Below are 12781 nucleotides of genomic sequence, written 5' to 3' on the forward strand. Positions count from 1 at the left end.
CCGACCCTAGCCGATCATGTGCAGGCCCAGATTGTTGTCACAGGCGACCAGATCGACAAGGGCCTGCACCGTCTGTGGCGGGGTTTCGCCTGCGCCGATCTGCGGCGCCAGTCCCGCTGCGGGGTCGGTGTTGGCGCGGTCATTCACATGGGTCAGCTCATAGAAAAACACCAGCTGCAGCCCTGCGGGTGCTGCATTGCGCGTATCTTTACAGAGCTGCGTGATCTGCTGCGCGTCATTCTGCGTCAGATCCGATGCTGCCTGCTGATCCGGGCCGATGTCACAAGGCCCCAGCGCAAGCGGATGCGGACTCCAGAGGATGCTTCGGTCCATAATCTGCGAGATCGGTTTATCGTTCAGGACCCAGCCGCCCCAGACGCGCAGCCCTGCACCCTGCGCCGCGACCGTTCCCCGGTTACCGAGATCCGGCACCGGTCCCGGCATCACCCAATCAGCATCCTGCGCCCAGTGCAGCGAGACCGGCAGATAGCTGCCGCGCCCCACTGTCACCGGGCCATCACCAGTTGGAAAAACATCGGCGCGGCGATCGAGGATGTAGATATCCACCACCGGGGCCGCTCCTGCCTTGCTGCTGATCTTCTCCGGGTTCGCCGGAAACATGCCCATGGTTTCAAAGGCCCATCGTGTCACCTTGTGCGAGGTTGCCGGCTGCCACTCCGCCCCGCCTCTGGGCAGCGGAACCAACGCCGGGGCACCCCAGCCTGCGGCTTCCATCCCAACCTCCAGCATTTCAGCGCGCGACGGCGATTGCGCCAGACCTGCCATTGCCTGCAGCAGCAGATACAGCGTCATATCGGAGGCGCGGGTGCGTTGCCCCCAATCGGCGTCGCTCCCTGCCAGCGTATCGCCGCCAAGCGCGCGGTAAAGCAGGAAACATGACGACGACAGGATCTGCTCCGTCAGATAGGCCTTATGCTCGGTGCCGGACTTGGGCGGATCCTCAACAACCGAGCGGTTCAGCAGACCGTACCAGCCCCAGCCCATGGCCGGGGTGCGATCATGCCGCCGTGGCGCAAAGACAAACGGGAAGGTCCAGCCCCGCATCCGTGCATCGCCCGGATAGGCCGGGCTGGACAGATCCGACAACGGGTCAAAGAAAACCGCCGCCAGGGAATCGCCGGCGCTATGGGCGAAATCGAACTCAAGCTGCCCGATCCGCGCCGCCAGCAGGTAATGACCGAATTCATGCAGCATCCAGCGCCCGCTGCTGGCGATGCCCAGCGGCTCCAGCTGGCTATCTGGCGTCCCCGGCTTGACCCTGGCCCAGCGGTTGAGATTGGCCAGCGCCAGATGCATGTCGATGCTCGGCTTGCTCTGCTGGGCGGCATCTGGAGCCACGTCGTAACGCACCTGCGCGTTGATTGTCCGACCGCTTCTGCCGGGTCCGGGCACGATGCCCGAGCGGTAATGCACGGCCAGCGGTCCGTCCGCCGTCGCAACATAGGCATCCGGTGCCAAACCCAGCCCGCTCATGCTGTCAAAGAACACCGTGCTATGCCAATAGGCGCTGATTGCGGTGGACAGGTTGCGGCGTGGCGGCACATCTGACACATCCATCGGCGGCAGCGGCTTGGGCAGATCGCCGTGACCATCACCCGGCACAAAACGCGGGCAATTGCGCACCACATAGGCCGGTCGCTGCATCTTCATCCCCAGATCCAGCTTAATCGCGCGATTTTCGCGGAACAGGTCAAGGATCTTGTCCGGCCGCGTGGGGCGCCGCCAGGACAAGGGCGGCGCCGGGTGCCCGCGCCAATCCGGTGGCGGCACCGGGAACACCCGCACAAATGGCTCCAGCTCCGGCACCCGGGGGCCACCACCTGCCACTGCATGGCTCACCAGCGGCACCCGCGTCACCGACACAACTTCGACGCTGTTCTGAGCGAGGTCCTGTAACCGCAGACGCACCGTCAGCCGATAGCTGAGCGGCGCGCCGCGCGTTGTCTCCTGCCCGCGCGCCAGCAGGACCAGCGTCATCTCCCAGGCCCCCGCAGCGACATTGTCCTGTTCCGCCGAAAACTGGATATCCTGCAACAACAGCGACCGCGCCTCCACCCCCGCCTGTTTGGCGATAGTTTCCTCAAGCATCGACATCATGCGCGGCGCTGATACGACCGGGGGCGCGGCGCCGCCCGTGTCGCTGTCCGCAGTATCATCGGTGGTCGATGCCGTCGGCAAATCGCCGGTATCCGTAGCGGCCTGCGGTTCGGCCGTTGCAGGATCATCTGCAGCCTGAAACCCGATCGGAACGCTTGACAATGACTGCGCCAACCGGCTCAGAATGGACTGTTTTTCGTCAGCACTGCTGTTGGCCAGGATCGCCGACAGCGCGCGATTTGCACCGCCTGGGAATTCAGCTGTCAGACCGCGGATGATCAGATCAAAGCCGTGTGTTGTCTGGCGCACCTCAACCGGCACCCGAAATCCTGCTGAGGGAAACCGCATCAGGAACGACGAGAGCAATGGGTTCTCGATCCCCTCGGTCGCGACCAGGATCACGGTGCCCGGCATCGCGCCCTTCGGATTGCGTGACATGTTCCAACTGGCAATCTGCCCTTTCAACCGGGTCGACGGCCCATCAATTTCCGGCCAGATATCGCACCAGTGAAGCAGGCTTCCAGCGGAGGCGACACCTGCAATCAGGTCCAGCATCGGGTCCGCCGCGCCCAGAGGCGGAGTTGTCGCGTTCACATAGGCTCTCAGGTGTTTCAGATAGTCGGCCGCCGCGCCGGTCAGCGCAGCCAGATTGATCGGCCCGTCAGCCGCCCCGGCGGTGGCCTCTGCGACATAAGGGGCCGTCGGATGTGAAATCAGCCGCGACGGGCGGCGCGAACCCGGATACTGGCGCTCGTACCGCAGCCAGGCCTTCACCGTGCTGCTGGCAAGATTTGCCGACGGCGGCCAACGTCCCGGAAATGTCACTTTCGCCATGTCGTCCCCCTTCGAGCACACGCCCTTGGCGATGCTCTGTCTGTGTCAAAATTATCGCTCGACACCCTCAGGGATGGCCCATTTGCGGGGGAACACCGCCGCACTCAGCCGCGCGGTCCCGCCTCTTCGGCTCTGGTATTTTCGATCTCGTCTCTCCTGCTGAGATTGGCTTGTCCAGCCGCGTCTCCCGACACCCGCAGCGCCGGTCGCTTTGCAAGATCGAAAGATCCCCATCCGGTAAGCCTACCACAGTTTCGATGCGGAAAGTAGCCGCGCGGCAGCACGCCCCGTATCGCCGGACGACGGAATATTGATGGCCATCACGCGGCGCAGACCGCCAATCGCCCCAGCCCCGCCACGGCCAAAAACCCTGCGCGATCGAGCTGTCAAAAAAATTGAGGCGAGGGCATTTTTTCTCTGGACGCGCCAGAATGCACGCCATATATCAGCCCCACATTCCGGCGTAGCTCAGCGGTAGAGCAGTTGACTGTTAATCAATTGGTCGTAGGTTCGATCCCTACCGCCGGAGCCAAAGTTTCCAAGGGCTTAGCGTTCATTCGCTAAGCCCTTATTTGGTTGATGTCGGGATTTTTTACGGTGTCATCGCGTCGATATTTCGCGATAATGTCGGCCGCCCTGCGACGCCCGGCGCAGGTACAGTCCGGGCCGAGCGGGGCTCACCAATGTCCGGGCCAAGGCGCTGCACTAGCGGCAGATGGATGGGTGATCGGACCGGTTTTTTTCAGGTGCGCACCGTGCTCAGGACAACAGCGGTGTCGGCAATTGTTTCAGCCCTGACACATGGCCCAACTGCAAGGCGCCCATGGGCAACAGACAGGCCTGAAGCGCGTGGTAGATATCCGGCTTGCCGGTAAAAATCGTCTGGGTCACCTGCCCCGCCTGGTCAATCTCGGGATACCAGCCACCGCGCTCTTCATCAATGAAATGGGCCTGTGCAAAGCTCCAGAGGCGGCGATACCACAGCTCGTCCTCGGCCCGGGCGTCCAGCCTGATCAAAGCGGCAACCGCGCCGATGGCCTCGGTTACCGGCCACCAGAAGCGGTTGGTCATCGCAACCTTACCCTCAAAGTCAAGCGTATAGGCAAATCCGCCATCCGGCAGCCAGGCGTCCGCCAGGGCCCGCTCGATCAGCTTCCGGGCGCGGCATGGAACGCCTGGATCCTGCCGTCCGGCCAGATCCCAGTGCTGCAACAGCAGCCGCCCCATCTCAAAGGAATGGCCCGGCGTGGTGCCCGCAGGCCGAAACATCGGATCACCGGCATAGGGGCGATCAATCTGCCACTCCTCGGTATAATGCTCTGGCAGTCTCCAGCCGTCCTGCCCGGCGATATCACCGACAAAAAAAGCCAGAATATGCCCCGCTCGCTCGAGGAACATCGACTCGCCGGTGGCTTCGTAGGCTGTCAGCAGCGCCTCGACCCCGTGCATATTGGCGTTCATGCCGCGATAGGATGAAAACGGCGTCCAGTCCCGGTTCCATTCATCAGCAAAGCGCTGCGCCTGCGGTTCCCAGAATCTGTGGTCCAGCACCTCGGCGACATCCGACAGCAACGCATCCGCACCTGGATGCCCGGCCAGCTTGGCAGTTGAGGCCGCCAGCAGCACGAAGACATGCCCATAGGCCAGTTTGCGATCATCAGCGACCGTGTCGCCCTTCATCGCCCAAAGATACCCGCCATGGACGGGATCGCGATGATGACTGTTGAGATAGGCGATGCCATGGTCAATGATCCGGTCGGCACCGGCATAGCCGCAGATATGCGCCAGCCCGTAGGAATGCACCATACGCGTGGTTGTGTGCAGCTCCTGTGTGTTGTCCGGCAATGGCTGACCGGCGGCATCAAGGGTATGGAAGCCCGGTCCCTTGCCCAGACTCGCAGAAAAGAAACCCAGTTGCCGGCGAGCATCCGCTATCAGAAAAGCGCGGTGATCCGGGTCGTCCAGCCAGAAACCGGCTGCATCCAGCGCTCCGGCAGGGTTCGGCGTGACCATGGCTACTCTCCTTTGTGTCGCACGTCAGGCAGCGGGCCGGATGGCCCTGCCATTTGCGTTGAAGATATGAGCATTCTGCCGCTGCACCCGCAATCCCAGCCGATCCCCGTTTCGGACCGGGATATTGCCATGTTTGCGCACGAGAAGCGGCCCCAGCCCATCGACATTGGCATAGATGTTTGTGTCCGATCCCAGACGTTCAACCACATCTGCAACCGCAGTCAGATCCCCCTCACCCGGTGCCACCACATCCAGATGCTCCGGTCGGATGCCCAGATCCACAGCTGCGGCGGTGTCGCGCAGATGATCCAGTGTAAGCATCATGCCATTGCGGGCCATCACCCCGCTATCGGCCCCGGATACCGGCAATATGTTCATCGTGGGAGAGCCGATGAACTGCGCCACGAACTTATTGGCGGGCCGCTCATAGAGATCGAGCGGCGAGCCGACCTGCTGAATATCGCCTCCATTCAACACCACAATGCGGTCCGCCAGCGTCAGCGCCTCGACCTGATCATGGGTCACATAGATCATCGTGGCGCCCAGTTGCTTGTGCAGCCGAGCAATCTCCAGCCGCATCTCCACACGCAGCGCCGCGTCCAGATTGGACAGCGGCTCATCAAACAGGAACGCGCGCGGATCACGGATGATGGCGCGCCCCATGGCAACGCGCTGGCGCTGCCCGCCCGATAGCGCCTTGGGCAAGCGATCCACCAGTTTCGACAGGCCTAGGGTTTCGGCGGCCTTGGCGACGCGCGATCTGCGCTCCTCTGCCGGTTCCTTGCGGATCTCCATGGAAAACCCCATGTTCCGCGCCACATCCATATGCGGATAAAGCGCGTAGGACTGGAACACCATGGCAATGTCGCGATCCCGTGGCCGCACGTCATTCATGCGCTGCCCGTCGATCTCGAAGTCGCCAGACGTGATCGGCTCCAGCCCTGCGATCATCCGCAGAAGGGTAGATTTGCCGCAGCCTGATGGCCCGACCAGAACGATAAATTCACCGTCCTGAATATCAAGATTGATATCGCGCAGCACCTCAACAGCGCCATAGCGTTTCGCAACATCTCTGAGTTCGATCCGTGCCATGATCCGGCCCCCTATCCTTTGACCGCGCCGGACGTGAGGCCCTGCACCAGGTAGCGTTGTATGAAAATGAAGAACAGGCAGCTTGGCACCAGCGCCAGCACGCCAGCCGCCATCATCTGCCCCCAGTCCACCGAGAATTTCGACACGAAGGTCAGCAGCCCGACCGGGAAGGTCATCGCGTCATTTTTTGAGATCAGCATCAGCGCAAACAGCAGCTCGGACCAGGCGGCGGTAAAGACAAAACCAAGCGTCGCCCCCAGCCCCGGCAGGGTCAGCGGAAACACCACCGTGCGCAGCGCCTGAAACCGGGTGCAGCCATCCATCATCGCGGCCTCTTCCAGATCCTTTGGGATCCCGTCAAAGAAGGATTGCATGAGGAAGGTCGCAAATGGGATGTTGAAGGCGGTGTAGACCACGATCAGCGAGGTGAGCGAGTTCAGCAGGCCCAGATCAGCCACGATCTTGTAGATCGGCGCGATGATCATCAGCAGCGGGAACATCTGGGTGATCAGCATCACACCGATGATGATCCGCTTGCCCGCAAAGACAAATCGCGAGAAGGCATAGCCCGCCCCGGCTGCAATCAGCGTGGTGAAGAACGCCGTGCCGAGCGAGACTGTCAGAGAGTTGCGGAAATAGGCCAGGAACTCGGTCTCAAACAGCACGGTGGCGAAATTCTCGAACGTCACTGCACTGGGCAGCATCCGCGTGCCCTCGGAAAAGATCAGCGCATCGGGCGTAACGGCGATTTTCATCAGCCAGTAGAGCGGAAACAGCGCAAAGCCGAGATAGAATGCGATGGCGGCATATTTCCCAAGCGCCAGCGCTGGATGACGTCTGGATGAACGCGCGATATTAGCCATGGTGATCCTCAGATCTTGACCAGCCGTCTGCGCATCCACAGCAGGATGACAGCATAGGCCAGAAGGATGATCAGCAGCGCCACCGCAATGGTCGAGGCATAGCCGAAGTCCAGTTTGCGGAACGCGGTGGTAAAGATGTAGGTGGACAGGATCTGCGTTGAATTGGCCGGACCACCCCCGGTCATCACAAAGATCAGATCGGCAAAATTGGCGATCCAGATGGTGCGCAGCATCACCGTGATGGCAATCATCGGCGCCAGGAACGGTAGGGTGATCTTGGTAAAGCTCTGCCACGCGCTGGCGCCGTCGATTTCGGCAGCCTCGTACAGCTCACCCGGAATGGACTGCAGCGCAGCCAGCAGCGTGATGGCGAAAAACGGCACGCCAAACCAGATATTGGCGGTGATCGGCCCCCAGATCGCCAGATCAGGATCACCCAGGATATTGTAGGGCTCCGACAGCACCCCAAGCGCGGCCAGCCAGTGCGGGATCGGTCCGATCACCGGGTTGAACAGCCAGGCCCATGTCAGGGCTGACAGAAAGGTCGGCACCGCCCAGGGCAGAAACACCAGCGCTTGAAACAGCTTCTTACCAAAGAACTGCGTGTTCAGCAGCATCGCCAGCCCCAGCCCGAGAAAGAACTGAAAGAAGATCGACCAGAACGTCCAGAAGAAGGTGTTCTCAAGCGCGATCCAGAATTTGCGATCCGTCCAGAGCTTTTGATAGTTTTCAAACCCGACCCAGCCAGTGTCGAAAGGATTCAGCAGTTCAATGGCCTGAAACGAGTAGGACACCCCAATCACCAGCGGCATCAGCATGACGCTGCCGATCAACAGGATCATCGGCGACAGGTAGAGAAACGGCTCCACCATATAGTGCCAGTAGAGCGAGCGCCGTGCCCCGGTTCCCCCGGGCACGACGTTTTTTTGGGCGCGCGCAATCACTGCTTTGCCTGCCATTTCGCATATTCGCCGGTCAGGAAATCCGCCCATTCATCGGCCAGATCCTGTGCGCTGCGCTGACCAAGAAGCGCTTCCTGGCTGGTTTCCAGAACCACGGTGCTTGCAAAATAGCCCCATTTCTCCAGAAAGGTCGGCATGGTGGTCGGCTCATACTGCTCACCGTTCAACTCCTTGAACCAGCCTGCAAATTGCTCGGTCTGGAAATAGGGGTCCTGATCGGCGCCCTTATGGACCGGGATCACACCAACTCGCTTGGCCCAGGTGCCATTGGCCTCAGGTGCAGACAGCGCCGCCACCAGATCAAAGGCCTCGTCCTCATGCTTGGTCGCATTGAAGATCGACCAGCCTGCAAAACCGATGGTCGGGAATGCCTTGCCGGAGGGGCCGACAGGCATCGGGATCACCGCAAAATCCTCGGCTGGCATCCGCTCCGAAATCGCGATCAGCGCGTCAGGATCCTGATCGAGGAAAGCGCAGGTGCCAGAATAGAAACCGGCGACGATCTCATTGAAGCCCCAGCTGACCGCATCCTTCGGGGCATAGCCCTTCTGGTAGAGATCAAGCATGAACTGGATGCCCTCGACCGAGCCTGGCTCATTCATGCGGCTCTTGCCATCATCGGTGAAGAAGTCATTGGTGCCGTTCATCGCAGCCGCCATCATCACCCAGCCGTTGGTGCCACCCGGACCACCGCGCAGGCAGTAGCCTGATTTGCCGTCCAGTTCCGATACCGCAGCCGATGCCGCCATGAAGTCTTCCATGGTTTCGGGCGGTTCGACACCGGCTTCGGCCAGCAGTTTCTTGTTGTAGAACATCGCGCGCAGGTAGAACCCGTAGGGGATCATGTAGAGATCACCCGCCTGGCTGCCCATTGCAATCGTCTTGTCTGTCAGCGTTGCGCCATGCTCCCAGTCGGCGACATGATCGGCGAGGCTTGCCAGCTGGCCGGAGCCTGCATAAAGCGCCTGCCAGGTGTCGGGCATTTCGACAACATCGGGGATATCGCCGCCGGCAACCATGGTCGCCAGCTTCTCAAACGCCTGCCCCCACGGCAGGCTGATGATTTCGACGGAAACATCGGGATGGGCGGCCTCGTAGCCGTCAACGATGCTCTGCAGCACCTTGGTGCGTTCCGGGCTGGTGATCACCTCAACCAGCTTGAGCGTCGTCTCCGCGTAGGCGGCGCTGCCCATCAGCATGGCCGCCGTCGTGATCCCTGTCAGAATTTTTTTCATGTTGTCCTTCCCCTTGTCGTGTGACGGTACACACGGCCCTGTCAGACCGTGCTAGTCGCGAGGGCGGATGTGATATCCGCCCACAGGTCCTCGGCCTCCTCCAGCCCGAGGTTCAGCCGAACGAGGTTCGGCGAAACTCCAAAACGTTGCATCGAGTTCTCTTCGCCGATCTGCGCAAGCCCGACGCGGGCCGGCAGGATCAGGCTTTCAAATCCACCCCAGCTGACGCCCAGCCGGAAATGGGTCAGCGCGTTGGCAAATGCCGGGATATCCACGCTGTCATCAAATTCGACCGACATCAGACCGGACCGCCCGGTGAGACCCGGCACGTCGTTTGGGCCCGGAGAATGCACCCGGCGCACCTGCGGCAAGGCCGAAAGACGGTCGATAAAGAGCGTCGCCGTGGCCTCGTGCTGGCGCATCCGCACCGCCAGCGTGCGCAGGCCTCGGGTCAGCAGAAACGCCTCGAACGGCGCCAGCTTGCCACCCAGCAACGGCAACGTGAGATCACGGATCCGGTCGATATTCGCCTGCGAAGACACCACCACCCCCGCCACGGTATCGGAATGGCCGGAGATATATTTCGATGCTGAATGCAAAACGATATCAATGCCTTGGGTCAGGGGTTTTTGAAACACAGGGCTGGCCCAGGAATTGTCGATCATCGTCAGCACGCCATGCCGTTTTGCATGGGCTGCAACCTTCATGAGGTTCAGAGGCTGGAACACCACCGAGCTGGGGCTTTCCAGATAGGCCAGCCGCACGCCCTTGAGCAGGTCCGGCTCCTCTTCCAGCTGCCTCGGCGCGTAATAGTCGATTTCAACCCCAAAGGGCCGCAACAGCCGTTCCATGAAACGATAGCTGTCGGGGTAGACATGTTCGACGCAGGCAATCCTGTCACCCGGTTTCACAAAGGCAAGAAGCGTCGAGGAAATCGCCGCCATCCCGGAGGCAAATCCGCAGGCCGCCTCGCCCTGCTCGGCCTTGGCCATCAACCCCTCAAAGGCCGCCACCGTCGGGTTCTGGACCCTTGTGTATATCGCCGTATCGCTGCGCCCGGCCATGCGATCTTCAAACGCTTCGTAGCTGTCAAAACTGAACAGCGATGTTTGTACTATCGGCGGGGTGATCGCGCCGTTGCGATCCTCCAGAACAGCCGCCATCAACGTGGCCAGGCCCAGGTCCTCAGTCATCATGTCCCTCCACCATCGCCTGCATCGACTCGCGGATCTCCGCTTCGACCATGTCGAGAATGCGCTCCATCACTTTCATCGCCTCCTCCTCATTGCCCGCGACCACCGCTTCGGCCAGCGGCAGGTGCAGCGGGATCGAGGATTCCCCCAGATGCGGCTTGCCGAATGGCGCCTCGTAGACCTCGTTGAATCCATGCTGGATCTGCTGGATCAGCTGACCGAACAACGGGTTGCCGCAGGCCTCCTGCAGGGCTTCGTGAAACCGGTAATCGGAGGCGCGCCAGTCCTCTCCGGCACCGTGAATCGCGATCAGCTCGGTCACGCGGCCCATGATGATACGGGCGCTTTGCGGGGTGATGTTGCGGGTTGCCAGGCGGACGGTTTCCAGTTCCAGCGGGCGCCGAACCGCATGGGTTCGCATAAGGCTCTCGGCCTCCAGCTTGACCATCACCGGCAGATGGATGGCATTTGACACCACCTCCGTCGCCAGTCGCGTCCCGGCCTTCTTGTTGCGGGTCACGATGCCCATGTTCTGCCAGGCGGTCAGCGCCTCGCGCACCTTGGACCGGCCTACGCCCAGCTGACGGGCGATCTCCACTTCTGGCGGCAGGCGATCGCCCACACCCAGCCCGTCAGCCTCGATCATGCGGATCAGCGCTTCAAGGACATCCCGGCTAGTGCTGCGCGCCGGAAGCGGCGCCATGTGATGGGCTGTCTGGTTCGGATCACGCGCTGCCATGCTGTGCCTTTCATGCGATCTGGCGCTGGCCAGACCCGGTTCCTGTCACAGCATGGCAATAATGTCGGACATTATCAACAGTATTGTCGGACATTATATAAACGCGAATATTCAATGCGTTACAAAGACATGTTAAGGCACCACGCAGAGATCGGAGCCGGATCGGAACAGACGCTCTTGCAAATCAACCGGCCCCTGCTGACGTCGATTCGATCCATCTGCCGCGCCGAATACGGCCCGAATAAACCACCCGGGCACCTGCCGCACATCGGGCCAAAACCGCTTGCACCGGCATTGAGTTCCAATCACTCTGCGAAAATCCTGGCGAGGATTTGTCTGCGCCAAGCGGTCCCGTCAGATGTCCCAAGCCGATACGGGCCCGCCAGATTTGAGACCTCAGTTTCTACCGTAAAAAGGATTTCGCGTGCCCGTAACCAGCCCTCACCCGACCCGTCCGTCTTCCCGGTTCCGGCTGCGCACGCCATGGCGCGCGGTTGCGGCGATGTTTGTGCTGAACGGCGCCCTGTTTGGGATCTGGGCGTCGCGCATCCCGGCCGTCGCCGACAGCCACGAGCTGACGCCCGGCGCGCTGGGGTTGCTGCTGTTGCTAATGGCTGCAGGCGCGATCCTCTCCTTCCCGCTTGCCGGACGGGCGGCAGATCGGATGGGGGCCGCCCATGTCACCCGCCGGGTGGCGCTGGCCTATGTCCTCGGGCTGGTGCTGCTGGCGCTGGCGCCGAGCCTGCCGCTGCTGGCGGCCGCGCTCTTTGTCTTTGGTGCCGCCCATGGCAGCATGGACGTAGCGATGAACGCATGGGCAAGTGAGGTGGAGAAACGTGCCGGACGGCCGATGATGTCGTCCTTTCACGCGATGTTCAGCCTTGGGGCCGGGCTTGGTGCGCTGTCTGGCTACGGCGCGGCCTCCGTCGGGGCAGAAATCCCGCTGCATTTCCTGCTCGCCGGGGGGATCGCAGCGCTTCTGACGCTCTCTGTCGCACAGATCCCCTGGACTGCCGACCCCGCCCCCAAGAATCCGATGACAAAACCATCGCTTCTGCCCCGTGGACCGCTGGTTGCGGTGGGATTTGTCGCCTTTTGCGGAGCCGTTGGCGAAGGCGCGATGGCCGACTGGAGCGCGATCTTTCTGGTGCTGACGACGGGCGCCAGCGAAGCGGATGCCGCGCTTGGATTTGCCGTTTTCTCGGTCGCTATGGTGGCAATGCGGCTGATCGGCGATCTTGTGGTCGCGCGGCTTGGGGCCGTCAGCGCCGCGCGCATGGCCGGTGCCAGCGCCTGTCTTGGCGCATTGATCGCGGTGGTGTTTGGCAGCTACGCTGCTGCCATGATTGGCTTTGCCCTGATGGGTATCGGCTATGCGCTGGTCATGCCGCTCGCCTTCAGCCGCGCGGCCAGTGATCCCGAACTTCCCGCAGGCGCTGCCATCGCCAGCGTCGCGACATTCGGCTACGGCGGCATCCTGATCGGCCCACCCATGATCGGCATTACCGCCGAGTTGCTGTCGCTGCCTGCCGCCTTTGTGATCCTTGCAGTGCTTTCAGCGTTTATCGTTATATTTTCAAGGGTTCTAAAACGCAGCTAAACCAAGCTCCGGACCAAAAAAGAAAAAAGGGAGGCACTGTGGCCTCCCCCTCCCAGGTGCACGGATCAGGTGGTTCTTGTTACCGCCCGAGGTTGTTGCCTGTGTCCCGATCCGTGTCGGGGTGAGCGCACC

At 61.6% G+C, this 12781-nt stretch carries 9 protein-coding genes and 1 tRNA gene; 2 read left to right on the forward strand and 8 right to left on the reverse strand.

What is annotated here, in order from left to right:
* Positions 1–6 precede the first annotated feature (6 nt).
* Positions 7–2952, reverse strand: a complete 2946-nt coding sequence (locus tag VWY34_RS14595) for a hypothetical protein (protein WP_416545915.1) — start codon at positions 2950–2952, stop codon at positions 7–9.
* Positions 2953–3409: 457 nt separating this feature from the next.
* Between VWY34_RS14595 and VWY34_RS14600 the strand changes: the two genes are divergently transcribed.
* Positions 3410–3484, forward strand: a tRNA-Asn gene (locus VWY34_RS14600).
* A 227-nt stretch (positions 3485–3711) separates the two neighbouring features.
* Here VWY34_RS14600 and VWY34_RS14605 read toward each other — a convergent pair.
* The 7 genes from VWY34_RS14605 to VWY34_RS14635 are packed head-to-tail and all read right to left on the reverse strand — an operon-like array spanning position 3712 to position 11049.
* A complete protein-coding gene (locus tag VWY34_RS14605) occupies positions 3712–4965 on the reverse strand; it encodes an AGE family epimerase/isomerase (RefSeq protein WP_416545917.1) in 1254 nt (417 codons plus the stop codon).
* Between the two features lie 24 nt (positions 4966–4989).
* Positions 4990–6057 carry an ABC transporter ATP-binding protein gene (locus VWY34_RS14610; RefSeq protein WP_340545673.1) on the reverse strand — a complete coding sequence of 356 codons (1068 nt, stop codon included), beginning with the start codon at positions 6055–6057 and terminating at the stop codon, positions 4990–4992.
* An 11-nt stretch (positions 6058–6068) separates the two neighbouring features.
* Positions 6069–6920, reverse strand: coding sequence for a carbohydrate ABC transporter permease (locus tag VWY34_RS14615; protein WP_416534881.1), 852 nt, complete (start codon positions 6918–6920; stop codon positions 6069–6071).
* Positions 6921–6928: 8 nt separating this feature from the next.
* Positions 6929–7879: a carbohydrate ABC transporter permease gene (locus VWY34_RS14620; RefSeq protein WP_340545675.1), complete on the reverse strand. Its 951-nt coding sequence runs from the start codon at positions 7877–7879 to the stop codon at positions 6929–6931.
* A complete protein-coding gene (locus tag VWY34_RS14625) occupies positions 7861–9117 on the reverse strand; it encodes an ABC transporter substrate-binding protein (protein ID WP_340545676.1) in 1257 nt (418 codons plus the stop codon). The genes VWY34_RS14620 and VWY34_RS14625 overlap by 19 nt, the downstream gene beginning before the upstream one ends.
* 41 nt (positions 9118–9158) lie before the next feature.
* Positions 9159–10310, reverse strand: coding sequence for an aminotransferase class I/II-fold pyridoxal phosphate-dependent enzyme (locus VWY34_RS14630; protein WP_340545677.1), 1152 nt, complete (start codon positions 10308–10310; stop codon positions 9159–9161).
* Positions 10303–11049: a FadR/GntR family transcriptional regulator gene (locus VWY34_RS14635; protein WP_340545678.1), complete on the reverse strand. Its 747-nt coding sequence runs from the start codon at positions 11047–11049 to the stop codon at positions 10303–10305. Before VWY34_RS14635 ends, VWY34_RS14630 begins: the two co-directional genes overlap by 8 nt.
* Positions 11050–11473: 424 nt before the next feature.
* Here VWY34_RS14635 and VWY34_RS14640 point away from each other — a divergent pair, with 424 nt between their 5' ends.
* Positions 11474–12649 carry an MFS transporter gene (locus VWY34_RS14640; protein ID WP_340545679.1) on the forward strand — a complete coding sequence of 392 codons (1176 nt, stop codon included), beginning with the start codon at positions 11474–11476 and terminating at the stop codon, positions 12647–12649.
* Positions 12650–12781 lie beyond the last annotated feature (132 nt).

Origin of the sequence: Phaeobacter sp. JH20_02, assembly GCF_048056915.1 — a bacterium.
Classification (GTDB): Bacteria; Pseudomonadota; Alphaproteobacteria; order Rhodobacterales; family Rhodobacteraceae; genus Phaeobacter; species Phaeobacter bryozoorum.

What these genes read in the sequence shown, in the direction of transcription:
- VWY34_RS14595 (WP_416545915.1), bottom strand. Translation starts at nt 2,952, where the DNA reads ATGGCGAAAGTGACATTTCCGGGACGTTGGCCGCCGTCGGCAAATCTT.
- VWY34_RS14605 (WP_416545917.1), bottom strand. Translation starts at nt 4,965, where the DNA reads ATGGTCACGCCGAACCCTGCCGGAGCGCTGGATGCAGCCGGTTTCTGG.
- VWY34_RS14610 (WP_340545673.1), bottom strand. Translation starts at nt 6,057, where the DNA reads ATGGCACGGATCGAACTCAGAGATGTTGCGAAACGCTATGGCGCTGTT.
- VWY34_RS14615 (WP_416534881.1), bottom strand. Translation starts at nt 6,920, where the DNA reads ATGGCTAATATCGCGCGTTCATCCAGACGTCATCCAGCGCTGGCGCTT.
- VWY34_RS14620 (WP_340545675.1), bottom strand. Translation starts at nt 7,879, where the DNA reads ATGGCAGGCAAAGCAGTGATTGCGCGCGCCCAAAAAAACGTCGTGCCC.
- VWY34_RS14625 (WP_340545676.1), bottom strand. Translation starts at nt 9,117, where the DNA reads ATGAAAAAAATTCTGACAGGGATCACGACGGCGGCCATGCTGATGGGC.
- VWY34_RS14630 (WP_340545677.1), bottom strand. Translation starts at nt 10,310, where the DNA reads ATGACTGAGGACCTGGGCCTGGCCACGTTGATGGCGGCTGTTCTGGAG.
- VWY34_RS14635 (WP_340545678.1), bottom strand. Translation starts at nt 11,049, where the DNA reads ATGGCAGCGCGTGATCCGAACCAGACAGCCCATCACATGGCGCCGCTT.